Here is a 25,980-nt window from a genome sequence, read left to right as displayed (position 1 = left end):
TTTACCGGATTACGGTGCCCTACTGTTCGTTGGCCGGTTTACCGATGGTTGCTAATATACCACCATCTACATAAATAATCTGGCCATTTATAAAATCACTTGCCCTACTGGACAGAAAAACTGCCGTTCCGCCTAAATCCTCTGGATCGCCCCAGCGACCAGCTGGTGTGCGGCGCACAATAAAGTCATTGAACGGATGTCCGTCCACTCGAATTGGAGCTGTCTGCTCTGTCGCAAAGTAGCCGGGACCGATGCCGTTCACCTGTATATTATACCTGGCCCATTCGGTGGCGAGGTTGCGCGTCAGCATCTTCAGGCCGCCTTTGGCAGCCGCATAGGCCGAAACCGTATCGCGACCCAGTTCGCTCATCATAGAGCAGATGTTGATGATCTTGCCCTGGCGGCGCTCCACCATATACCTGGCCACTTGCTTTGAAACGATGAATGGGGCCGTCAGGTCTACGTCGAGCACCTGCCGGAAATCAGCCTCGTCCATCTCCAGCGCAGGTATGCGCTTGATAATGCCCGCGTTGTTTACCAGGATGTTGATCGGGCCGACTTCCTGTTCTATTTGTGCAATGTTTTGCTTTACCTGCTCTGCGTTTGTAACGTCAAACAAGTAGCCATAGGCTTTCAGTCCATCTGCTGCATAGCTTTTCAGGGCGGCTTCCATCCTGGCGGGTGTGTTGCCGTTTATTACCAGAGTGGCACCGGCTTTGCCTAGTGCAGTGGCCATGGCCATACCTAAGCCATGGGTGGCACCGGTAATCAGGGCAACTTGTCCAGTCAGGTCAAACAGTGCGTTCATACTCATCTTACTTCAGTTCAGTGGGTGCTACTTTGTCCATGTCGTTGTAATCCAGGTTCTCCCCGGCCATACCCCATATAAAGGTATAGTTGCTGGTGCCGGCGCCGCTGTGGATAGACCACGGTGGGGAAATGATAGCCTGGTTGTTCTTCACCCAAAGGTGGCGCGTCTCTTCCGGCTCTCCCATGAAGTGGCACACGGCCTGGTCTTCCGGCAACTCAAAGTAGAAGTACGCCTCCATGCGCCGGTCGTGGGTATGCGCCGGCATGGTGTTCCACACGCTGCCCGGCTGCAACTCTGTAATGCCCATCTGCAACTGGCAGGTTTCGACCACACTGTTTATAAGCACTTTTCGGATGATGCGGTGATTCGAATTCTCCAGTGCGCCCAGCTCTACTGTCTCGGCTTCGCTCAGCGACACTTTGCGGGTAGGGTAGGCGTGATGTGCAGGGGCAGAGTTAAAGTAGTAAAGGGCCTTCCCGTTTTCACTTGTGTTAAAGTAAATTTCCTTGGCGCCTCTTCCTATATAAAGGGCCTCTTTTGGTGCCAGTTCGTAGGTCTCCCCATCCACGGTTACACTTCCTGCCGCTCCAACATTGATAATGCCCAGCTCCCGTCGGTCCAGAAAGTGCTCAGAACGCAGCGTAGGGAAGGTCTCTAGCTTCAAAGGCTGCTCCACTGGATGGGCGCCTCCCACCACCAATCTGTCATGCAAGGTATAGGTGGCGTGCACAGTATCCGCTTCAAACAATTTTTCGATTAGGAAGTGCTCGCGCAGCTTTGCTGTGTCATAGTTCCGGCTGTCGGTTGGGTGGGTGGCGTGTCTTACTGTATAGGATATGCTCATGGCTATTTTATACTCTCAATTTGCGTAATCGTTTGCGCAAAGTAGTGAAATTTTTTACACAACAATAAATAATTTAGAAAAAATATCTGCTGTATATGTTAGTGAGATGAGAATTAGATTTGAGAAGGGATGTTTTAAAATGTCAATGAATTGGCTTAATTATTAGGTAATTTTTAAAAATGTTTAAACAAGGTTTTCAAAAAATGATTTTTTGAAAAATAAAAGAACTTTTTATTGTTTTTTTTGAGGAGAGTTATTAAAATGCAATCGGTTGCGCAAATTGTTTGTGCAAGCAAGGCAGAAGTTTAGGTTGATGTAGTGCAATAAAGCTGCTCTTCCTGGAATTTAAGTTCAGCCAGCTGCGAAGTGAAAATACATGCACAAGGTTTTAAACCTGAAGAATAAAAATAGTCCTTATTATAACAAACTAATCTATACCTATGCAACATGTTTTACTAAAGAAGATGAAATACCTGCTCACGGTATCGTTTGTCTTCGCCGCCTTTGCCGGCGCGTTTGCCCAAGGCTTTAATGTTACGGGCAAAGTAGTGGATGAGAAAGGGGAGGGGTTGCCCGGGGTGACCGTCCTCGTGAAGGGTACTTCGGTAGCAGCGCCTACGGATGTAGAAGGTAGCTACAAGCTGGTTGCTCCGAGTGGAGACGGTGTGCTGGTATTTCGCTTCATCGGTTACCAATCGCAGGAAGTGCAGATAGGCAATCGCAGCACAGTAGACGTGAGGCTTCAGCCAGACGCGAAAGCACTGGAGGAAGTGGTGGTGATTGGTTACCAGGAGGTGTCGCGCAAAGAACTGACGGGCTCTGTTTCGTCTGTCGGTGCCAAGCAGCTAAGCGATATACCTGTGAGTACGGCAGCTGAGGCGCTTGCCGGTCGATTGGCAGGTGTGCAGGTGACCACCTCTGAAGGACAGCCCGGTGCTGAGATCCAGATCAGGGTGCGGGGCGGTGGTTCCATTACGCAGGACAACTCTCCTTTATATATAGTAGACGGTATCCAGATGGAGAATGCGCTTTCGGTGCTTTCTCCTCAGGAGATCGAAACAATTGACGTGTTGAAAGATGCGGCTTCTACCGCAATCTACGGTGCCCGAGGTGCCAACGGCGTCGTGTTGATCACAACTAAGGGCGGTGTGGAAATGCCGACGCAGGTGACTTACAATGGTTTTGCCGGTGTTCGCAGCATTGTGAATAAGCTGGATGTGATGAATCCTTATGATTTCGTAAAGTACCAGTACCAGATCTACAACTTCAACACAAACCAGGAAACACGCGATAACTTCGTGACGCGCTATGGTCGCTACGAGGATATCGATATTTACCGTAACATGCCTTTCACTGACTGGCAGGATGAAGTATTCGGACGTGACGCATATAGCCAGACACACATTGTAGGCGTATCGGGTGGCTCTAAAACCACTACCTTTAATGTAACGCTGAACCATACCGACGAAGATGGGATCATGCTGAACTCGGGCTTCGTGAGGACACTGGCCTCTTTTAAGTTTGATCACAAAATAAGTGACCGCCTGAAAGTAGGGGTGAACAGCCGCTACAGCCGCCAGCGAATTGATGGCGTGGGCACTTCCAGCACAGGTTCTCAAAGCACGAACAGACTCAGAAACTCAGTTCGTTTCAGACCATTTGTCGCCCCAGGCCAGGAAAACGTGATCGACGAATTTGATCCGGAGTTTGCGAATCAAACCAACCTGACCAGCCCGGTATTGCTGGCCAATCAGGAGTTGAAGCATGATTATCGTAACGACCTGTTGTTGAATGGCTGGGCGAGCTTTGACATCATCAAAAACCTGACGGCCAGAAGCGTGTTCGGTATCACGTCGAACAACCGTGATGTGAACATCTTCAATGGTCCGGTAACAGGTATAGCGCGTCAGAACGCTGGTATGCCAGTGGTGCAGTTGCAGGCAGGTGAGGCACTTTCAATTACAAACTCCAACACGCTGAACTATCACTTCACCGTAGCAGACGCGCACAAGTTTGACGCCCTGATCGGACAGGAGATCTGGCAGCGGGAAACTTCTAACCGCAACATTACTACCAAGTGGTTGCCAGTTGATATCACGCCAGAGCAGGCCTTTGCAGGTATACAGAAAGCAACCCCTCCGGCAGGTCTTATTCAGGACGCTCCCACCACTGCTGAGTCCTCCGAAAGACTTCTTTCTTACTTTGGTCGTCTGAGCTACAGCTTCAACGACAAGTACCGCGCTGTATTCAACCTTCGCCGTGATGCTTCTTCGCTGTTCTCACCTGAGAACAGAGTAGGTTATTTCCCATCAGCGTCTGTTGCCTGGCACATTGGCGAGGAAAATTTCATGGCCTTTTCTCAGAAATGGCTGTCTGACCTGAAGATAAGAGCCAGTATCGGTGAAGTAGGTAACAACCGGGTAGGAGTGGACCTTTGGAAAACCATGTTCGTGGCATCCGGTAACGATGGGTATGCCTTCAACGAGGCGATCACGCCTGGATTTGCTGCCAATGACCTGGCTAACTCAAACCTGAAGTGGGAGACTACATTGTCCAGAAACCTGGGCTTTGACTTCTCTATGCTCAACAACCGCATCAGCGCCTCCATCGACTTGTACAAGAACAGCACCAGAGACCTGTTGCTTCGCGCCAACATTCCGCAGACCAGTGGTTACGAGTGGCAGTTCCAGAACATCGGTGAGACAGAGAACAAGGGTCTGGAAGTACAGCTGAACGGCATCGTGGTAGACACCAGGGACTTTACCTGGTCTTCTAACTTCAACATCGCTTTCAACAGAAACAAGATTGTGAGTCTGGGCCTTGACCCAAGCGGAACGCCGCGTAACTCATACCTCGTAGAGTCTGGCTGGGTAAATAGCCTGCAGGACTTTATTGTGCAGGTTGGCCAGCCAGTTGGCCAGTACTATGGCTACGTTACCGACGGTTACTATACCCTGGATGACTTCAATCATACCTTTAACGAAGCGACCGGAGCCTGGACCTATACCTTGAAAGAAAATGTGCCGGACAGCCGTGCTGTTGCGCTGGGCAACAGAGCCCCGCAGCCAGGTGACCTGAAACTGAAAAAACTGTCTGACAATGGCAACATGCTGATCACGACAGAAGACAGAACCGTGCTAGGCAATGCCCAGCCAAAGTTCATCGGTGGCTTTAACCAGCAGTTTGCTTACAAAGGCTTCGACATGAGCATCTTTATGAACTTCTCTTATGGCAACAAGGTGTACAATGCCAACAAAGTAGAGTTCACGACCCAGTACCTGTACCGCGACAACAACATGCTGAGCCTGATGAATGACAGATGGCAGTGGTATGATGACGCTGGTCAGCTGGTGACAAACCCAGACCAACTTGCCGAGATGAACCAGGGCGCAAAATACTGGACGCCGGCTGGCGGTCAGTACTTCCTGCACTCATTCGCTATTGAAGACGGTTCTTTCCTGCGCATCAGCAACCTGACACTGGGTTATTCATTGCCTGAAAGTCTGTTGAAGCGCACAGGGTTCATCTCTAAGTTCCGCGTGTATGGCACTGTGAACAACCTGCTCACCATTACGGGCTACTCTGGCTACGACCCGGAGGCGAACACCCGTCGCGGCAACCCGCTTACGCCGAGTGTAGACTACGCTGCTTATCCGCGTAGCCGCTTTATACTGGGTGGTGTAAATGTTACTTTCTAGAATATTAAAGCATTAGCAAAGATGAAAAAGTCTTATATAAAGTCACTTGTTCTGTTCCTTGCCATGGGGGGAAGCCTGACATTTACATCCTGTGAAAGTTATCTGGATGTGGAGAACCCTTCTACTATTTCGCAGGACGCCGTGTTTTCCAGTGTATCCTATACTAATTCCGCCGTTATCAGCATTTACAACAGGCTGATGGGCGACAACACCTATGGCAGCCGCATCTCTACCCTATACCCCAATGCTTCCGATGACTTCCGGGTGGGCGGTGCCTACAACCCGCTTGATCGAAGAGGCATCAGTGGCTTCGGGGTGCATCCGGATAACACGGAGCTCTTCAGACCCTTTCTGGAGCTCTACTCAGGTATAGAAAGAGCCAATATTGCCATTAAGTATATACCTGCCTCTAACCTGTATACCAACGGTACAGCAGCCGAGCAGGCTGCCATGCGGAAGCTACACGGTGAGGCACTCACGCTTCGTGCTGTTTTCTACCACGAGCTGATCCGCAACTGGGGTGACGTGCCGGCACAATTTGAGCCTTCTGCTGATATTCCGGACCTCAACCTACCAAAGACTGACCGCGATGAGATCTATGACCGTTTGCTGGACGACCTGAAACTGGCTGCAGAGCTGGTGCCGTGGCGCTCAGAGTCTGGTGACCCAAGTACCCGTGTAACAAAGGGTGCCGTGAAAGGCTTGCGCGCACGACTGGCCCTGGCCCGTGGCGGCTACTCACTCAGAAGAGATAGCCGTGCCATGGAGCGCCGGGCTGATTACAAAGACTATTATCAAATTGCTCGTGACGAAACCCGGGACATTATACAAAGCGGCCAGCATGGTCTGAACCCAAGTTACGAGAACATCTTCCGCGGTTTGCACACCAGCTCCATGGACCCAACAGGGGAGCGTATTTTTGAGGCAGGTGCTTATGGTGGAAATGCCAGAACAGATAGTAAACTGGGTTATTCAAATGGTCTCCGCATAGACGCCAGTTCCAGCTACGGTCAGGCAAACGGTCAGCTGGAGGCTATCCCGACATACTTCTATGAATTCGACCCGGTAGGGGACACCAGAAGGGATGTTACGATTGCCTATTTTTCCATCAACAAAGATGATCAAATCGACCTGTCTACCTCCACACTAATGCGTGACGGTAAATTCAGAAAGTACTGGACAGGTATAACCGGCACGAACCAGACCCTGGGCATCAACTGGCCGATCCTGCGCTATGCTGATGTGCTGCTGATGTTTGCTGAGGCCGATAACGAACTGAATGGGGCACCGAGCGGTGAAGCTGTGGCTGCTTATGAAGCGGTAAGAAGAAGAGCCTTTGCCGGAAATGAAGACAGAATGGGTGTGACGCCAACCGACCAGCAGGGCTTTTTCCAGGCGGTGGTGCAAGAGCGCTTCTTGGAATTCGGTGGGGAGGGTATCCGCAAGTATGACCTGATTCGCTGGAACCAGCTGGAGAGCGTGATCAATCAGACACGCGCTAAACTGGTGGAATTCCGAAACGGGACAGGCAAGTATGCCAATGTGCCGAACTACGTGTACGTGAAGCTGACACCATTCCGCAACAGCCCAACTGTAGCCCAGGAGATGGCAGGTCTGGATCTGTTTGGAGGCTCTGTATCAGAAGCGATGTATACCCCAGCGCCAACCTCTACTCCTGAGGGCTATACCCGCAAGAACTGGCGTGCCGCACTGAGCGAGACCTATCCACAGGAATTTGCGGTTGCTTTCAAGCCAGGACAGTCTGAGTTGTTCCCGATCTACTCTGGTGTGCTTAACCAGAACTTCAGGCTCACGCAGGACTACGGATATTAATTTTTAATCAGATCAAGAAATTAAGCTATCAAGAGATGAAAGAATATTTAAAGAAAATATCCGGTACGCTAGTTCCTGTACTGATGCTGGGGCTTGTGACTGTGGCCTGTAAAAAGGAAGTGGACTCACTTGAACCGATGCGCATGTTCACACCGGCAGGTGCGATACAGTCCGTAAGCGGGGAGAAACAAGTGAAACTGACCTGGAACCCATCGCTGTACACGACAGCCAGCAGCGGCGTGACCTATACCGTGGAAGTGGCCGCGGATACACTCTTTGCAACGCCAGTTTTACTCACGGTGCAAACAGATACTTCGGGTGTGGTTTTCAACGATGATCAGCTGGATGCCAGAGTCGATTACTATGCCCGCATTCGGTCAAATGCGCTTGGGGAAAGACCTGAGTCCAAGCCGGTAGTGAGTAACCGGTTCAGAATCAGAGGAGAGCAGATCTTTGAGGCCATGTTCGATTCGGATGTGATTGAGAATGCTGTGATCCTGAAATGGCGTGAGTCACCGGGGCTAACCCGAATTGTGCTAACACCGACGGCACCTGCCGGCAACCCGATTGAAGTGCCACTCATAGAGGCTGATGTACAGGCGCGGCAGATCCTGATAGAGGGGCTCCGTCCGAGTACGGCGTATACGGCTGAGATCTTCCGAAACAACTCTTCTAAAGGCACACGCAACTTTACTACAAAAGCCGCTTCATTTGCAGGCGAGGTGATTGACCTGACGGGTATTACAAACCGCCCATCTGTGCTGCAGGACACACTGCCACAGATACCGTCGGGCAGCACGGTGCTGTTGAAGCGGGGTACACGCTATACGATCTCGTCTACTACTAACCTGGACCGATCGGTTACTATTATGAGTGCCAACAGCTTCAACCCGGAACTGGCCGAGATCTACTTCACCAGCAACTTCAACTTTGTGGAAGGTAGCCAGATTGATTCGGTGGTATTTAAGAGTGTGGCCATGCGCAGCGACAACTACTCAAGCCGCTACGTGATGAACGTGAACAAGCCTTTCACAATTGGTAAGATCAAATTTGAGTCTTGCCATGCCGAGATCTTTAGAGGCCTGGTGCGCCTGACGAGTGCTGGCACAACAGTAGACAAGTTCCAGATTCTGAACAGTGTGGTAGACAGTTTGTCTAACTATGCCTTGCTGACGATAGATAATGCGGGTGTTGATGTGAAAGACATCGTCTTTAAGAACAGTACTTTCTACAAGATAGAGCGCTTCATGACCAGCAAGGCGCCTTCAAGATCTATCCTGATAGAGCACAGCACCTTCAGCGAAGTGCCGGAAGGCGGTCGCTACCTGATCGACTATGGTTCAAATGATGTAACAGGAGGTATAAAAGTGAACAACTCCATTTTCGGAATCGGGAAGAGTGCGGGAGGCAACAGGGCTGTGTCAGGTATAAGGGCCGGCAGTAATACCCTGATAGAGTCAGGCAGCACCCACGTAACGTCTGACCTGGTGGTGAATTCAAACGAAATACCAGGAGTGTCAACCTACAGCGGTTCTACCTTCGATCTGTTCAGAAACCCGAGAAACGGAGATTTTACCCTGATCGACAATAGCTTCCAGGGCCGTAACAATGCCGGTGACCCACGCTGGAGATAATGAATAACAAAACAGGTGTGGCCTGTAATAGGCCACACCAACTTTAACACTAGCCTGCCATGTCTCGAAGTGCTTCCAAAACAGGATTGTGGGTATGCCTGACTGCCTTAGGGCTTTCCTTGTCGTTTGCGGCCTGCAAAAGCAAGCCCGAGCCCGAGCCAAAGGTGGAAGAGCCTACGGCCGAGGGACCTGTGCCTGTGGTGGAGCAAGCGCTAGCCTTTCCGGGAGCGGAAGGTTTCGGGAAAGATGCGACAGGTGGACGAGGTGGCAAGGTGATCAAAGTGACGAATCTGAATGACTCGGGTACAGGCAGTCTGCGGGCCGCAGTTGCTACGCCGGGTGCGAGGATCATCGTGTTTGAAGTATCCGGTACAATCGCTCTGAACTCCAGGCTGACCATCAGCAACGGCGATCTGACCATTGCCGGACAAACAGCCCCAGGCGACGGTATTACGATTCGCAACTACCCGGTGGTGGTGAATGCCGATAATGTGATCATCCGCTTCATGCGCTTTAGGATGGGAGACACGGCCGGACAGGAAGCCGACGCGCTGGAAGGACGATTTCGCAAGAACATCATCATCGACCACTGCTCCATGAGCTGGTCGACTGACGAGTGTGTGTCTTTTTACGCCAACGAGAATTTTACGCTGCAGTGGTGCATTATTTCGGAGAGTCTGCGCAACTCAGCCCACGCAAAAGGAGCACATGGTTACGGTGGTATATGGGGCGGCAAAAACGCTTCGTTTCACCACAACCTGCTGGCTCACCACGACAGCCGCAACCCACGCTTCGGTGAGGAAGCCGGCAAAGCCTTTGCCCTGACCGACCTGGTGGACATGCGCAACAATGTGACCTTTAACTGGGGAAACAACAGCGCCTATGGCGGCGAGGGCATGAACATCAACATTGTAAACAACTACTACAAGCCAGGGCCTGTCACCACCAAAAAAGAACGCATTTTCTCTATTGATAAAAATAAGATACCCGGCACGGAGGTATACGATATTTGGGGCAAGTTCTACATCGACGGCAATGTGGTGGAGGGAAGTGCCCGCGCCACGAACGACAACTGGACCTATGGGGTATTCAACCAGTTTCATGGCAGCTACGGCACCGTTTCTGCCGCCGACAAGGCCGTTATGCGCCTGGAATCTCCGCATCCGATCAACAACAATGTGACCACGCATACGGCTGAGGTTGCTTATGAAAGAGTGCTGACCTATGGTGGTGCATCGCTGGTACGCGACGCAGTGGACCAACGGGTGATCGACAATGTGCGCAACAACTCATTCACGGCGCCGGGTTCTAACGGCAGCACCAAAGGCATCATCGACTCGCAGGAGGATGTGGGCGGTTGGCCGGAGCTGAAATCAAAGCCTGCCCCGAAAGACACAGACGGTGACGGAATACCTGACGACTGGGAAATTGCCCACAAACTGGATCCGGGTAAGCCGCAGGATAAAAGAAATCTAAGCACTGCCTACGACGATATCGAAGTGTACATCAACAGCCTGGTGAGCGATATCATAAAAGAGCAGGTGAAATAAAGACGATAGCAAAGAAGATGAAATACAAGAATAAGGTATGGAAGAAGGGAGCTCTGCTCGTAGCAGCGGCCCTGTTGAGCATGAACCTTTCGGCGCAGGATCTGCGCAAAGAATACCCAAAGTCCTTCACTGTAAAAGTGACCAACCCGATGAGCCAGGAGCGTGAAAGCGCTCCGGTATACCTGAATGCGCAGGAGCTGCAGAAGAAGTATCCGGCATTTAATCCAAAAGCATTTGTTGTGCTCGATGGCAAGACAGAAATAGCAAGCCAGTACAACCACAAAGACGGCGATAAGCCGGGCGTATACCTGGTGCTTGATAAGATGGCCCCAAAAGCGAGCCGTACCCTGACAGTGCGCTACAAAGAGAACGGAGAGGCCAGCCGCAACTATACCAAGCGTACGCAGGCTGAGCTATCCCACAAAGTGGGCGGTGCGTTCAAAGACCGCAAGTACATTGGGGGCACGTTCCAGAACGTGGATTCGCTGCGGGTGCCGGACGAAGTGACCGACCACTCTTACTACATCCGCTACGAGGGTCCGGGCTGGGAGTCTGACAAAGTCGGCTACCGCTTTTACCTGGACTGGCGCAATGGCACCGATGTGTTTGGCAAAACCACCCATGACATGGTGCTGCACAAAGCAGGGCAGGATGGTTATGACTCGTACCACGAACTGCAGGACTGGGGCATGGATGTGTTGAAAGTAGCCAAGTCGCTGGGGGTGGGCACACTGGCACACTTCCAAAATGGGGCCGCTAACCGCATGGCCGAAACCGACAGCATGATCAGCGTGATCACTGAAAACGGGCCGGTTTACTCGTCCATCCGAACAAACTACTACGGCTGGAAAATTGCCGACATGGAGCTCAATATTAATTCCAACATCAACATACACGCCGGCACACGGCTGACGCACCACCAGGTAGGTATAGCGGGTGACGAGCCGCAGAATCTGGCCACCGGTCTGATCAAAGACAAACGAGCTAAGCTGCACACTAAAAATGGCGGCAGCGGCGAATGGGGCTATATCGCCACATATGGCAAGCAGAGTCTGAACGGCGAAGGCGACAACTTGGGTATAGCCGTGCTTTTCCGTCCGCAGGATTTTATGGAATTTACCACAGATGAGCACAGCCATGTGGTGAAGCTAAAGCCAAACGGCAACAAGCTCGAGTACTACTACCTGGCTGCCTGGGAGTTGGAGCCGGAAGGTATAAAAGATGAAGCCGCTTTCCTGCAGTACCTGGACAGAACAGCTCGTGAGCTGGCAAATCCGGTGCAGGTAAAGTTTTAAAGAAAGACAAATAAGGTATAGCCCTGAAAAGAACACTTATACCTGAAGCATAGAAATTAACAGCATGATAACCCGAAACGACCTAAAGAAACTGATATCAAATAGCGTGGCGCTATTGGTAGTATGCCTGGCCGGGTGCGCATCGCACCCGACAGGTATACCTGTCGGGTCTTCCGGAGATACAGTAACAGCATCCACAAGTCCGGCTATACCTGCTGACACAAAGCCACTGGCTTTTCCGGGGGCGGAGGGCTTTGGCAAATACACGACCGGAGGCCGTGGCGGACAGGTCGTGTACGTGACCAATTTAGAAGACAGTGGGGAAGGCAGTTTGCGCAAGGCCATCCAGAAAAAAGGCCCACGCATAATTGTATTTGCCGTGTCAGGTACGATAGCGCTCAAAGAGCCACTTGACATCAACAATGGCGATGTAACCATTGCTGGCCAGTCGGCTCCGGGCGATGGTATCACCATCCGCAACTATCCAGTGAGCATTAAGGCCGATAATGTGATTCTGCGCTACCTGCGTTTCCGGTTGGGAGACGTGACAGAGCAGCAGGAAGACGCTTTAAGTGGCAACAAAGGCCGAAGCAACATCATCATTGACCATTGCTCCATGAGCTGGGCCACAGACGAGTGCGCTTCTTTTTACCGCAACAAGAACTTCACACTGCAGTGGAGCATTGTTTCAGAGAGCCTGAATAGATCGGTGCATGCCAAGGGAGACCATGGTTATGGTGGCATCTGGGGAGGAGAGCGCGCCAGCTTTCACCACAACCTGATCGCTAACCACAGCAGCCGCACACCGCGTTTCTCCGGCTCCAAATCCACGCCGAACAGCCCGGAAGAACTGGTGGATTTCCGAAACAACGTCATCTTCAACTGGGTGCACAACAGTTCATACGGAGGGGAGAAAGGCCGCTATAACATGGTGAACAATTACTACAAGGCAGGCCCGGCTACGAACTCTTCCAAAGAAGATCGCATCGTAAACCCTTCGCAGCCATACGGGAAATTTTATGTAAATGGAAACCATGTAGAGGGATACCCGGCCATCACCAAAAACAACTGGGCAGGCGGTGTGCAGGCTAATCACCCGGATTCTGCCCGAGCGGTTAATCCTTTTGAGGTGGCAGCCATCAAAGAACAAAGCGCCGCACAGGCCTACGAACTGGTGCTGGCCCATGCCGGAGCCAGTCATAAGCGAGACGCGGTGGATGTCCGGGTGGTAGCTGATGTGCGCTCCGGTAAACCAACCAGCGGCAGCAAGAAAAACGGTATCATCGATTCACAGCAGGATGTAGGTGGATGGCCGGAACTGAAGTCAGCGCCTGCACCCGAAGACAAGGACCAAGACGGCATGCCAGATGCCTGGGAATTGCAGCACAACCTGAACCCGAATGACCCGGCTGATGCGGCTGGCTATTCCTTAGACAAGCAGTACACCAACTTGGAGGTATACCTGAACAGTTTAGTAAAACCGACAACCGAATTGTAGTAAATGAAATACTTCCTGACCATACTACTTTCACTTAGCCTCTGGGCGGCACAGGCACAGCACAAAAAGCTGGTGGTGGCCCAGGACGGCAGCGGCGACTATACCAGTGTGCAAGAGGCGATCGATGCTATACCTGCCTTCCCAGTTGGGGGTGTGGAAGTGTTTGTGAAGAACGGCACTTACCGGGAAAAGGTAGTGATTCCTTCCTGGAAAACAGACATCCACCTGATTGGGGAAGACAAACATAAAACAATCATTGCCTGGGACGATTATTCGGGCAAAGGCGATATCAATACCTTTACCTCCTATACCGTGCTGGTGCAGGGCAATGGCTTCAGGGCCGAAAACATTACCTTCGAGAACACTGCCGGACCGGTAGGCCAAGCCGTGGCGCTGCACGTGGAGGCCGACCGGGCGGTGTTCCGGAACTGCCGCATTGTCGGCGACCAGGACACGCTCTATGTGGGCGTGGGCGGCAGCCGGCAATACTTCGTGGATTGTTACATCGAGGGTACGACTGACTTTATTTTCGGGCCGGCCACCTCGGTGTTTGAGCGCTGCACCATCCAGTGCAAGAAGAACTCTTACATCACAGCGGCTTCTACACCCGAAGGGCAGCCATTCGGATTTGTCTTTCTAAACTGCACGGTGACTGCAGCTGACGACAAACTCAAGGTATACCTAGGTCGCCCGTGGAGGCCTTTTGCGCAGACAGTTTTTCTGAATACAAAGCTCGGGCAGCACATTCGTCCGGAAGGCTGGCACAACTGGAACAAACCGGAGGCGGAGCAGACGGCTTTTTATGCTGAGTACAACTCCTCTGGACTCGGTGCTATGCCTGAGAAACGAGTGGCATGGGCAAAACAATTGACGGATAAAGAAGCCAAACGCTATACCGTGGAAACAATATTGGCTGGCAAAGACAACTGGAAGCCCACGCTGAAGAAGGCAAGCGCCGCAAGCACAAAATAATTAGAAAGAACAAGGAAGCTGAAAAGCCTACGCAATACAACAAACTTATGAAACTGATACGCTATACAATAGCCGCCCTGATACTCCTGACTACCGCCTGCAAAACAAGCGACACGGCGCAACAGCAACAGTCTGTGACACAGGAGGACGCTAAACCATGGTTCGTGCAGATGGCCGACTCAGAGATGAAGCGCAGTCCGGAGGGCTGGATGATCGATTTTCAGCCGAAGCCGAAGTGGGACTATACCCAGGGTCTGTTTGCCAGCGCCCTCGAGCGGGTATGGAAGAAGACCGGCGACGAGAAATACCTCAACTACATCAAGACCTTCGCCGACACCATGATCACGGCAGACGGCACTATCCGCACTTACAAGAAACTGGATTATAACATTGACCGTGTGAACCCGGGCAAGTTCCTGATCAAGCTTTACGAGGAAACGGGCGACGAAAGGTATAAAATAGCATTTGACAACCTGCGCGACCAGATGCGCACGCACCCGCGCACGAGTGAAGGCGGCTTCTGGCACAAGAAAGTATACCCGCACCAGATGTGGCTCGACGGCCTGTATATGGCTTCGCCTTTTTTGGCAGAGTATGCCGCCAAATATAACGAGCCCGCTTTGTTTGATGATGTGGCCAAGCAGATCATTTTAGTTGACAAGTATACCTGGAATCCGGAAAAGGGTCTCTACCACCACGGTTGGGACGAGAGCCGCGAGCAGCAGTGGGCAGATCCACAGACTGGCCGTTCGCCGGAGGTATGGGGCCGCGCCATGGGCTGGTTTGCTATGTCACTGGTCGATGTGCTGGACCACTTTCCGCAGGACCACCCGAAACGTGCCGAGATTCTGCAGATCACCCAAAAGCTGGCAAAGGCTATTGTGCAGTATCAGGATCCCAAAACCGGCCTTTGGTGGCAGGTAGTGGATCAGGGCGGTCGTGAGGGCAATTACCTGGAATCTTCGGCTTCGAGCATGTTCACTTACTTTCTGGTAAAAGCCAGCAAGAAGGGCTACCTCGACCAGCGCTACATGCAGGCGGCTACCAAGGGCTATCAGGGTATACTGGATAACTTCATCCGTCAGGATGCAGACGGCGGCATCAGCATCACAGAAGTTTGCGCTGTGGCCGGGCTGGGTGGCAAACCTTACCGCGAAGGCACCTACGAGTACTACATCTCCGAGCCGAAACGCGATAACGACCCCAAGGCGGTAGGTCCGTTCATCATGGCCTCCATTGAATTTGAAGAACTGAAAAGCGCGGCTGCTGCACGATAAGGTATAGCAAATGCATAAAGCAAGCATGACATTGAAAACTTACCTGTTACTGATCACTTTACTCTTTCAATTTGCGCTGGCAAAGGCACAGACTTCTGCCTATGATTTTGTCGTTGCCCAAGACGGCAGCGGTGATTTCAGGTCGGTTCAGGAAGCTGTCCATGCCGTACCGGATTTCCGCAAGAACACCACGACGATCTTCATTAAAAACGGGGTGTACAAAGAAAAACTGGTGCTCCCTACCTCTAAAACCATGGTGAAACTGGTAGGAGAGGATGTGCAGCATACCATCCTGACCTATGACGACTACGCCTCTAAAAAGAACCGTTTTGGCGAGGAGATGGGCACGACAGGCTCTACCAGTTTTTTTGTGTTCGGGGACGACTTTTCAGCCGAGAACATCACCTTTGAGAACTCCGCTGGCCCGGTAGGGCAGGCGGTGGCGGTGCGCATCGACGGCGACCGGGTGATGTTTACCAACTGCCGCTTTCTGGGTAACCAGGACACGCTATACCCGCATGGCGAGAAGAGCCGCCAGTATTACAAGAATTGTTACATCGAAGGCACTACCGACTTTATCTTTGGCTGGTCAACGGCTGTGTTCGACAACTGCGAAATCTACAGTAAGAAAGGGGGCAGCTATGTGACCGCTGCCTCAACAGTGGAGGGAGCACCGTATGGTTTTGTTTTCCTAAACTGTCGCCTCACCGGCGACGCCCCGAAAGGCTCTTACTACCTGGGCCGCCCCTGGAGGCCGCATGCCAAAACGGTATTCATCAACAGTTACATGGGGTCGCACATCAAGCCGGAGGGCTGGCACAACTGGAGCAAACCTGAGGCAGAGCAGACAGCATTTTATGCCGAGTACAATTCCAAAGGGCCGGGTGCCAAAGCCGGAAAACGAGTGAAATGGGCTCATCAGCTCAAGAAAAGACAACTCGATGACTATACCTTAGAAAAAATATTCAATGGCTGGATACCGGGACAACCTTACGTCGCGGCCAGTAAATAAACCTTTGCAACATTAAACCCCTTCGCTATGACTAAGAAACCTGTACTTTATGCTGCCGTTTGTTTTTCCGTACTGCTCAGTTCCTGTTCAGGCCTGGCGCAGAAAGAAAGTACAAACGCAACTGCAGAGACAATACAGCAAACACCAAGTGCCATTTCAGAGGTATGGGTGTCTGATCTAGGCGATGGCAGGTATAAGAATCCCATTCTGTACGCCGACTACTCCGACCCAGATGTGGTGCAGGTGGGTTCAGATTATTACATGACCTCTTCGAGCTTCAATGCTATACCTGGTTTGCAGATTCTGCACTCCAATGACCTGGTGAACTGGAGCATCATCGGCTATGCACTCGACCGCAATACGCCTTACGATCATTTCTCAAAGCCACAGCATGGTAACGGGGTATGGGCGCCTGCTATCCGGCACCATAACGGTGAGTTTTTCATCTACTGGGGCGATCCGGATTTCGGTATTTACATGGTGAAGACCAAAGATCCCGCCGGACAATGGGAGAAGCCGGTGCTGGTGAAGGAAGGCAAAGGTCTGATTGACCCTTGTCCGCTTTGGGACGAAGATGGCAAAGCCTATCTGGTACATGGCTGGGCAGGTAGCCGGGCAGGTATAAAAAGTATTCTCACCATTAACAAACTGAAGCCGGATGGCACGGAAGTGCTGGACGAGGGTATGATGATATTTGATGGGCATGACGCGCATCCGACCGTGGAAGGGCCGAAGTTTTATAAGCGCAACGGCTACTATTACATTTTTGCACCGGCCGGTGGCGTGTCTACTGGCTGGCAGCTAGTACTGCGCTCGAAGAATGTATATGGTCCTTATGAAGAAAAGATCGTGATGGACCAAGGCACTACGCCGATCAATGGTCCGCACCAGGGTGCCTGGGTAGAGACCACGACAGGCGAAGACTGGTTTATTCACTTTCAGGACATAGAAGCCTATGGCCGTGTGGTGCACCTGAACCCGATAAAGTGGGTGAATGATTGGCCGGTGATAGGTATAGACAAAGACGGCGACGGAAAAGGTGAGCCTGTGCTGACCTACCAGAAGCCAAACGTAGGCAAGGTATACCCGGTGGCCACACCTCCTGAGTCTGACGAATTCGATGGCCATAGCTTAGGACTGCAGTGGCAGTGGCATGCCAACCCAAAATCAACCTGGGCCTTCCCAACCGGCACCAAAGGACAGCTGCGCCTGTTCACGGAGCAGCTTCCTGAAGATTTCAAGAACTACTGGGATGTGCCGAACCTTTTGCTGCAGAAGTTCCCGGCAGAGACCTTCACGACTACTACCAAACTCAAATTCACGCCAAACCCAAAGCTGCAGGACGAGCGCACCGGCCTGATCGTAATGGGCGAGAACTACGCCTATGTATCACTGCTGAGCAAACCGGACGGGCTATACCTGACTTACAACACGGCTATTAAATCCGATAAAGGCACACCGGAGAAAGAGGAGGTGTTGGGCAAATTGAATGGCAGTGAGGTTTATTTTCGGGTGAACGTGGGCAAAGACGCAACGTGCCAATTCAGCTATAGTGAAGACGGCAGTGCTTTTAAAAATGTGGGCGCTCCTTTCACGGCTGTACCCGGCCGCTGGATAGGAGCCAAAGTAGGCTTGTTCGCGACCCGCCCCGGCAAAACAAACGACTCCGGCTTTGCTGATGTAGACTGGTTCCGAATCACCCCAAATACGACTAAAATTTCAATAAGAGATTAACGCTTAAGATATGATTACGAAGAAGTTCTTAAAAAATCGCTTGTTCCTGTTGGCAGGTATAGCCGGCACCCTGCAGTTCGGTTGCCAGCAACAGCCAGCCGCTACAGCTACAGCCAATGCCACTGCTCCTGTAGCAGCAGCCAGCACTGCCAACACCGATTGGGTATACGAAGGCATCGAGTTCGATATGCCGCGTGTGCAGGAGCCAACGTTCGGCAGCTACCGTGTCAGCATCACTGATTTTGGGGCTGTAAGCGATGGCCTCACTAAAAATACACAAGCCTTTGAAAGAGCCATTGCCGATGTGTCCGCCAAAGGTGGCGGCACGGTAGTGATACCACGTGGTATGTGGTACACGGGCCCGATTGTGATGAAAAGTAACATCAACCTGCATGCAGAGGACGGTGCACTGATTTTGTTCAGCAAAGATTTCGACGACTATCCGCTTGTGAAGACCAGCTTCGAAGGACTCAATACTTTCCGCTGCCAGTCACCGATCTCAGGATATGGTCTGGAGAATGTGGCTATTACCGGTAAAGGCGTTTTTGACGGAAATGGCGATGCTTGGCGCCCGGTGAAGAAAGGCAAAATGACCGACGCGCAGTGGAAGAACCTGGTGAATTCCGGTGGTGTGCTGAGCGACGATGGCAAGATCTGGTATCCTTCTCAAAGCTCAAAGAACGGGGCTACAACCGGCAATTTCAACGTGCCACTTGATCTGACGGAGAAAGAACAATTTGAGCCGATAAAAGACTTCATGCGCCCGGTGCTCCTGAGCATTGTGAACAGTAAGAAAGTGATGCTGGACGGACCTACCTTCCAGAACTCACCTGCCTGGAACCTGCACCCACTTATGTGCGAAGATGTGACCATCCGCAACCTGACGGTGCGCAACCCATGGTACTCGCAGAACGGCGACGGTCTGGACTTGGAGTCATGCAAGAACGCCGTGGTGTATAACAACACCTTCGACGTAGGTGATGACGCCATTTGCATCAAATCCGGTAAAGACAAAGACGGACGCGATCGCGGTATGCCCACCGAAAATGTGATCGTGAAAAACAACGTGGTTTACCATGGCCACGGTGGCTTTGTGGTAGGTAGCGAAATGTCTGGCGGCGTAAAAAACGTACACGTGTCTAACTGTACGTTCATTGGCACCGACATCGGACTACGCTTCAAAAGCACACGCGGCCGTGGCGGTGTGGTGGAAAACATCTGGATCTCCAACATCGACATGATAAACATCCCCACACAGGCCATCAGTTTTAATCTATTCTATGGCGGTAACTCACCTACCATGGATGCCGAGCAAGGCGGGGCTAAGAAGGAAGAAAAGCTGGAGCCGGTGACAGAAAAGACACCATCGTTCAAGAACATCTACATGAAAAATATACGCGTGGCAGGAGCTGACGAGGCGCTGGCGCTGCAAGGACTGCCGGAGATGAACCTGCAAAATGTGAACATTGAAAATGCCGTACTGAAAGCCAAGAAAGGGATAACGGCGGTAGATTCTGACGGCATTGTGCTCAAAAATGTGAAGGTAGAAGCAGAACAAGGACCAGCATTAACCATTTTCAACAGCAAGAACATTGATATCACCGGGTTTACCTACAGCGCGAGCAAAGAGCCTGTGGTAAAGGTGCTGGGCCCGAAGACAAGCAATGTAAAACTTGATAAAAAAGACTTTAAGGACGCTGCCAATCAGGTTTCGAAAGGCAAAGACCTAAACAGCACTGCGCTCAATCTGGAGTAGCAAAGACTTTCATTTGAAAATTACTAAGCATGGTTTCTTTTAAGCCATGCTTTTTTATCATTCTCAAACGCTCTGGCTATAGCACATCATTCAAAAGAAGAAAAAGATGAATAGAAAAACAGGAAGCACATTAGCAGTGTTGGCACTGTGCCTGGCGCTGATGGCCTTTATTCCTTTCAAGAAGAAAACAGTGACGGTATACCTGATCGGCGACTCCACCGTGGCTGACTATACAGGCGATTATGAAGAGGAAGACTATATGCTCAAGCGCTACCCGGTGGCCGGCTGGGGGCAGATGTTTCAACCTTTCATGCGGCCTGACAGTCTTGCCAAACTCCGGCACCTGATTAAGGCAGACAGTGTGGTGGTAGATGACAGAGCAAGAGGCGGACGCAGCACACGTACTTTCTTTGAAGAAGGCCGCTGGTCGGCGGTTGTTCGCTCGCTGCAGAAAGATGATCTGGTCATGATTCAGTTTGGGCACAACGATGCTGCCGAGAACAAGCCGGAGCGCTACACCAATGTAACAGCCTACAAAGAATACCTGCGCCTGTACGTGAACCAGACCCGCCAAAAGAAAGCGATTCCGATTCTGATTACACCGGTGAACCGCAACTACCCTTGGAAAGATGGCCAGTTAAGCAATGTGCACGGCGAGTACCCACAGGCAGTAAAAGATGTTGCTAAGGAACTGAACGTGCAGCTAATCGATCTGACGCAGCTTTCCATTGACCACTTCACTGCCAAAGGTCAGGATTATGTAACAAAGCATTATTTCATGCACCTGGCGCCCGGTGAATATGTAGCATACCCTGACGGGCAGAAGGATAACACGCATTTTAAAGGTGAGGGTGCTACAGCGGTTGCACAGCTTGTGTTTAACGGGATGAAGAGTTTGAAAGGAGACGCTGCAGCGAAGAAGTAACGCAACTGAGTTACGGCTCCGGGCTATTATACCCGTGGAGAGCATGGAATCATTGACCTATAACCCTATTGGATGATATGAACATCAGACGACACTTCTTATGGCTTGTAATCTCACTTTGGTTTGGTGTAAGTAGCGCTTCGGCCCAAAACGAAGCCAGTATGTACCACAAGCTTTGGTATAAACAGCCTGCCAACAACTGGAATGAAGCTCTGCCACTTGGAAACGGGCGATTAGGAGCCATGGTTTTTGGCCAGCCGGCACAGGAACAGTTGCAGCTAAATGAAGAGACAGTTTGGGCCGGTGAACCGGGTAATAATGTGTTGCCTGCTCTACATAGCGCATTGCCCGAAATCAGAGCACTTATTATGGCAGGGAGGCATAAGGAAGCGCATGATCTGGCTTATGAAAAGATTCCCCGCCAACCTGCCGCCGATAACAATTATGGTATGCCTTATCAGCCAGTCGGGAATCTGTTTATTTCCTTTCCGGGCCACGAGCAAGCCACAGACTATTACCGCGACCTGGATATTCAGCAGGCTGTTGCCTCCGTCTCTTACAAAGTAAACGGCGTCACGTTCAAGCGGGATGTATTTTCATCATTCACGGATGATGTTGTGATCGTGCGGCTTACAGCAGATAAGCCTAAAAGTATAAACTTTACACTCACAGCCGATAGTCCACACAAAAGTTACATGGTAAGAACACAGGATAACCAGCTTTTTCTAAGCGGTGTTTCGGGTGATGCAGACAACAAAAAAGGGAAAGTTAAATTTGAGACGCGTGTTAAACCTGCAGCGGAGGGAGGCAAGATATCCAGCACAGCGGAAGGCGTACGGGTTAGCGGAGCCAATGCCGCCACGATTTATATCTCCATCGGTACAAACTTTAAAAACTACAAAGACCTGAGTGGCAATAGCGAGGCAAAAGCAGCAAGTTTACTGGCCAGTGCCGTTAAGAAGAGGTATAAGAAAGCAAAGGCAGCGCATATTGCCTTCTACAGAAACTACTTCGACCGTGCTTCTCTGAACCTGGGCACGACAGCAGCTATGCAGAAATCAACGGACAAACGCCTGGCTGCTTTTGCTAGTTCGAACGACCCGCATTTAGCGGCACTGTATTTTCAGTTTGGACGCTACCTGCTTATTTCCAGCTCACAGCCAGGTACGCAGCCCGCTAATCTGCAGGGCATCTGGAACGACAAAATCGCACCGTCCTGGGATAGCAAGTATACTGTCAATATCAACACTGAAATGAATTATTGGCCTTCTGAGGTAACCAATCTTTCAGAAATGCACGAACCCCTGTTTGGCATGTTGAAAGACCTCTCGCAGGCCGGTAAAGAAAGTGCTGCCAAAATGTATGGGGCCCGCGGCTGGATGATGCATCATAACACGGACATCTGGCGGATGACCGGCCCTATTGATGGTGCTTTTTATGGTCTGTGGCCTATGGGAGGAGCCTGGCTGACGCAGCATCTGTGGCAGCGTTATCTGTATACCGGCAATCAGGCTTTTTTGAAAGAGGTATACCCGGTGCTCAAAGGTGCAGCCATGTTCTACGCCGATGTGTTGCAAGAGGAACCAACGAACAAATGGTTGGTGGTAAGTCCGTCTATGTCGCCGGAGAACAAACATCAGAGCGGAGTGTCTATTGCCGCCGGAACCACCATGGATAACCAGCTTATCTTCGATCTTTTCAGCAATGTGATTAGAGCTTCCGAAGTGCTGCATACTGATCTGGCTTTTGCCGACTCACTACGCACCATGAAAGACAGGTTGCCTCCTATGCAGATAGGGCAGCATAACCAATTGCAGGAGTGGTTGCAGGACTTAGATCGGAAAGATGATAAACACCGACACGTTTCCCATCTTTATGGCTTATTCCCGAGCAATCAGGTTTCGCCTTATAGCCATCCTCATTTGTTTGAAGCTGCCAAAAACTCGCTTGTTTACCGGGGTGACAAATCTACAGGCTGGTCAATGGGTTGGAAAGTGAACCTGTGGGCAAGGCTGCTGGATGGCAACCGTGCCTATAAACTGATACAGGACCAACTGACACCTGCCGGACTGGAAGGCAAAGGAGAGAGTGGAGGCACTTACCCGAACCTGTTCGACGCACACCCACCTTTCCAGATTGACGGTAATTTTGGTTGCACGGCAGGTATAGCTGAAATGTTGCTTCAAAGTCATGATGGAGCGCTGCATGTGCTTCCGGCCCTGCCCGATGTGTGGCAAAACGGTGAGGTAAAAGGACTGGTAGCAAGAGGCGGTTTTGTGATAGACATGGCTTGGGAGGCAGGAAAAGTGAAAACAGTAAAAATCCATTCCAAACTCGGTGGCAACTGCCGTATCAGAACAAGCGAACTCTTGCAATTAGCTGGTAAGGGTAACCTGAAAGAAGCGACTGGTGAAAATCCAAACTTCTTTTACCAGAGAGCAGCTATCAAAGAGCCATTGGTGTCAGATAAAGCACAGCTGCATGAGGGAAGTATAGCCGGTGTGCTGGAGCTTGACCTGGCTACTGAAAAAGGAAAAACTTATTTGCTGAAATTAAACTAAGATATAGCCCCTGTCAGGGACGCTTATACCTGCTTACGTGTACATTGTGAAGGTAATCAACCAGATGTTGAGCAAGAGATGGCAACTAATAGCGAAGGTATACTTATGTGTATGGCTGCTGTTGGTAGCTGCCACTGCCGATGCACAGAAGTCAGATGTGGGTAACTTTTATCCGCTGCTCCAATCTCATGCTGCTAAAAATAACAGCAGCCTCTCATACCTGAACAGTAAGCACCGCAATACAGAAAAGTGGCGGAAGGAAGCGAAGGGAAAACTGCAGGAGTTGCTGGCTTACAACCCGGACCCTGTACCATTGCAGAGTGAAGTTCTTAGTACCACCAAGCGCGATGGCTATACCCAGCACCTGGTGCGCTACAACGTAAGCTCAGGCCAGCAGACAAAAGCCTTTCTGCTTATACCTGATAATCTGACCAAACCTGCTCCGGCCATCATTGCCTTACACGATCATGGCGGCTTTTACTTTTTCGGGAAAGAAAAACACAGTATCACTGATGATCAGCCGGAGGTGCTGGTAGCGTATATTCAGAACCTGTACGAAGGCAGAGCTTATGCCGACGAACTGGCCAAAAGAGGCTTTGTGGTGCTCTCGCCGGACGCGCCATATTTTGGCTCGCAGAAGCTGGACCCGGAACTGGTAAGCGATAGAAACACGAAGTCCTATTATGACAAAGTCACGGAAGACGAGAGCGAGAACATCAAAGCTTATAACAAGTTTGCCGGTGAACAGGAGATACCAATGAACAAGACCATCCTGACAGCCGGAACCACCTGGCTCGGCATGATCGTGCACAGCGACAGAGTAGCGATTGACTACCTGTTGTCGCGCCCGGAGGTAGACCCGGAACGGATTGGCTGCATCGGCTTGTCGCTGGGCGGATTGCGTAGCACGTACCTTTTTGGTCTCGATGCCAGGATTAAGACAGGTGTAGTGGCGGCCTTTTCGACTACCTACGAGCACATGCTGCAGGAGCATGTGCGCCATACCTGGATGATATATGTGCCGAGGCAGTACCAATACCTGGACTTGCCCGATGTGGCTTCGCTGAATGCACCCCGTCCGCTGTTGGTGCAGAACTGTCAGCAGGACAAGCTATTCAACCCAGTTGGTATGAAAGCTGCAGAAACAAAACTGACCGGCATCTACAGCAAAATGAAGGCTGCAGATAAATTCAAGGCTAGCTATTACGACGTGCCGCACTCCATGACCATCGCCATGCAGAACGATGCTTTTGAGTGGCTGGAGAAGTGGCTGAAATAAGTACGAAGAGAGAATACCTTTATGAAATTAGAGCACTTTGCGCTGAATGTAGAAGACCCGGTAGCCATGGCGGCCTGGTATGTAGAGTACCTGGGTATGACAATTGTGCGGCAGATGGAGCAGGCGCCTTTTATGACCTTTCTGGCCGATGACAGCGGGAGGGTTATGGTGGAGATATACCTCAACCCGGCTGACGAAGTGCCGGCTTACCGGGAAATGAACCCGCTGCTGGTGCACCTGGCCTTTGTTTCTGAAGATCCGACAGCAGATAAAAACCGACTGATGGCAGCTGGAGCCACACTTGCCTCCGAACAGCACCTGGAAGATGGTTCGCATCTGGTGATGCTGCGCGATCCTTGGGGCCTGGCCCTACAGCTTTGTAAAAGGGGAGTACCAATGCTGGCTGAGACAGAACGTTCGTCGAAGGTATAGGCGTTAGAATTTAGGCTCTTCAGGGCATCAGTACTGTTGCATTCATCCTATAACAGCTACAGCACCCACCCTTGGGAAGGCCCTGATTTTAAAGTAACAGATGTTAAAATAATTTAGTGTGATCGTATGAAAATATTCCTATTGTTGGCGACTACATTACTAATGGCATTGCTTCCTGCCCAACAGAAGCAGCCCATCAAGGTATACCTGATCGGTGACTCCACCATCTCCATCAAAGAAACGAAAGCCTATCCGGAGACGGGTTGGGGAATGCCATTTGTGCATTTCTTCGATTCGAGCGTGACAGTGGACAACCGGGCAAAAAACGGCCGCAGCACCCGCACTTTTATAGAAGAAGGCCTGTGGCAACCTGTAGCCGAAAACCTGCAGGCTGGCGACTATGTGTTTATCCAGTTTGGGCACAACGACGAAGTGGAGACCAAAAAAAGCTACACCCCGCAGGTCCAATACCGCGCTAACCTGGCACGGTTCGTACATGAAACCAGAAAGAAGAAAGCTATACCTGTGCTGATCACGCCAGCAGCCCGTCGCCAGTTCGACGAAGCTGGTAAGATCGTCGGAACGCATGACACCTATTCGGCCATTGTACGGGAGGTAGCGAAGAAGCACAAAGTGCCTCTTATCGATCTGGACAAGAAAAGTCAGGAGCTGCTGCAGCAGTTCGGCGTAGAGACCTCAAAGCACCTGTTTCTGCAACTAGAAGCCGGCGAACACCCAAATTATCCCGATGGCAAAGATGATAACACCCATTTCAGTGAACTGGGGGCCCGGAAGATGGCGCAGCTGGTGCTGGCTGAAGTAAAATCCCAGCAGTTGGAGCTGGCAGATAGAATCGTAAAGAAGTAGTT

The 25,980-nt window shown here is 51.1% G+C and carries 18 protein-coding genes; 16 read left to right on the top strand and 2 right to left on the bottom strand.

Going from position 1 to position 25,980, the window contains the following annotated elements; genetic code table 11:
* Positions 1 to 19 precede the first annotated feature (19 nt).
* Both Q1A54_RS10540 and kduI read right to left on the bottom strand, forming a co-directional pair.
* On the bottom strand, positions 20 to 808 hold the full coding sequence (locus Q1A54_RS10540) for a gluconate 5-dehydrogenase (RefSeq protein WP_299987910.1): 789 nt from the start codon (positions 806 to 808) through the stop codon (positions 20 to 22).
* Between the two features lie 7 nt (positions 809 to 815).
* Positions 816 to 1,655, bottom strand: a complete 840-nt coding sequence (gene kduI / locus Q1A54_RS10535) for a 5-dehydro-4-deoxy-D-glucuronate isomerase (RefSeq protein WP_299987491.1) — start codon at positions 1,653 to 1,655, stop codon at positions 816 to 818.
* A gap of 440 nt (positions 1,656 to 2,095) precedes the next feature.
* Here kduI and Q1A54_RS10530 point away from each other — a divergent pair, with 440 nt between their 5' ends.
* The 16 genes from Q1A54_RS10530 (at position 2,096) to Q1A54_RS10455 (ending at position 25,978) form a co-directional block, all read left to right on the top strand.
* Entirely contained in the window at positions 2,096 to 5,353 is a 3,258-nt protein-coding gene (locus Q1A54_RS10530; RefSeq protein ID WP_299987488.1) for a TonB-dependent receptor, read from the top strand.
* 21 nt (positions 5,354 to 5,374) lie between these two features.
* Complete coding sequence (locus tag Q1A54_RS10525; protein ID WP_299987485.1) at positions 5,375 to 7,186, top strand: RagB/SusD family nutrient uptake outer membrane protein; 1,812 nt, start codon at positions 5,375 to 5,377, stop codon at positions 7,184 to 7,186.
* A 35-nt stretch (positions 7,187 to 7,221) separates the two neighbouring features.
* Positions 7,222 to 8,820: a DUF5123 domain-containing protein gene (locus tag Q1A54_RS10520; protein ID WP_299987482.1), complete on the top strand. Its 1,599-nt coding sequence runs from the start codon at positions 7,222 to 7,224 to the stop codon at positions 8,818 to 8,820.
* Between the two features lie 59 nt (positions 8,821 to 8,879).
* Complete coding sequence (locus Q1A54_RS10515; protein ID WP_299987479.1) at positions 8,880 to 10,370, top strand: pectate lyase; 1,491 nt, start codon at positions 8,880 to 8,882, stop codon at positions 10,368 to 10,370.
* Positions 10,371 to 10,387: 17 nt separating this feature from the next.
* The gene (locus Q1A54_RS10510) at positions 10,388 to 11,665 is read left to right on the top strand and encodes a DUF4861 domain-containing protein (protein WP_299987476.1); all 1,278 of its coding nucleotides are present in this window, start codon (positions 10,388 to 10,390) and stop codon (positions 11,663 to 11,665) included.
* A 64-nt stretch (positions 11,666 to 11,729) separates the two neighbouring features.
* Entirely contained in the window at positions 11,730 to 13,163 is a 1,434-nt protein-coding gene (locus tag Q1A54_RS10505) for a pectate lyase (protein WP_299987473.1), read from the top strand.
* A gap of 3 nt (positions 13,164 to 13,166) precedes the next feature.
* The gene (locus tag Q1A54_RS10500; protein ID WP_299987470.1) at positions 13,167 to 14,135 is read left to right on the top strand and encodes a pectinesterase family protein; all 969 of its coding nucleotides are present in this window, start codon (positions 13,167 to 13,169) and stop codon (positions 14,133 to 14,135) included.
* Positions 14,136 to 14,182: 47 nt separating this feature from the next.
* On the top strand, positions 14,183 to 15,412 hold the full coding sequence (locus tag Q1A54_RS10495; RefSeq protein ID WP_299987467.1) for a glycoside hydrolase family 88 protein: 1,230 nt from the start codon (positions 14,183 to 14,185) through the stop codon (positions 15,410 to 15,412).
* 25 nt (positions 15,413 to 15,437) lie between these two features.
* Positions 15,438 to 16,424, top strand: a complete 987-nt coding sequence (locus Q1A54_RS10490; RefSeq protein WP_299987464.1) for a pectinesterase family protein — start codon at positions 15,438 to 15,440, stop codon at positions 16,422 to 16,424.
* Positions 16,425 to 16,451: 27 nt separating this feature from the next.
* Positions 16,452 to 18,158, top strand: coding sequence for a glycoside hydrolase 43 family protein (locus tag Q1A54_RS10485; RefSeq protein ID WP_299987461.1), 1,707 nt, complete (start codon positions 16,452 to 16,454; stop codon positions 18,156 to 18,158).
* 10 nt (positions 18,159 to 18,168) lie between these two features.
* A complete protein-coding gene (locus Q1A54_RS10480; protein ID WP_299987458.1) occupies positions 18,169 to 19,914 on the top strand; it encodes a glycoside hydrolase family 28 protein in 1,746 nt (581 codons plus the stop codon).
* Positions 19,915 to 20,020: 106 nt separating this feature from the next.
* Positions 20,021 to 20,839: a rhamnogalacturonan acetylesterase gene (locus Q1A54_RS10475; protein WP_299987455.1), complete on the top strand. Its 819-nt coding sequence runs from the start codon at positions 20,021 to 20,023 to the stop codon at positions 20,837 to 20,839.
* 77 nt (positions 20,840 to 20,916) lie between these two features.
* Positions 20,917 to 23,400 (top strand): glycoside hydrolase family 95 protein, encoded by a 2,484-nt coding sequence (locus Q1A54_RS10470; RefSeq protein ID WP_299987452.1) that lies wholly within the window; start codon positions 20,917 to 20,919, stop codon positions 23,398 to 23,400.
* Positions 23,401 to 23,437: 37 nt separating this feature from the next.
* Positions 23,438 to 24,679, top strand: coding sequence for an alpha/beta hydrolase family protein (locus Q1A54_RS10465; protein ID WP_299987449.1), 1,242 nt, complete (start codon positions 23,438 to 23,440; stop codon positions 24,677 to 24,679).
* Between the two features lie 21 nt (positions 24,680 to 24,700).
* Complete coding sequence (locus tag Q1A54_RS10460) at positions 24,701 to 25,111, top strand: VOC family protein (RefSeq protein ID WP_299987446.1); 411 nt, start codon at positions 24,701 to 24,703, stop codon at positions 25,109 to 25,111.
* Between the two features lie 126 nt (positions 25,112 to 25,237).
* Positions 25,238 to 25,978 carry a rhamnogalacturonan acetylesterase gene (locus Q1A54_RS10455; protein WP_299987444.1) on the top strand — a complete coding sequence of 247 codons (741 nt, stop codon included), beginning with the start codon at positions 25,238 to 25,240 and terminating at the stop codon, positions 25,976 to 25,978.
* Positions 25,979 to 25,980: the final 2 nt, after the last annotated feature.

The organism is uncultured Pontibacter sp. (assembly GCF_947502515.1).
Lineage (GTDB): Bacteria > Bacteroidota > Bacteroidia > Cytophagales > Hymenobacteraceae > Pontibacter.
Note: the sequence above shows the minus strand (reverse complement) of the source record. Positions and strands in the feature narration are given on the sequence as shown.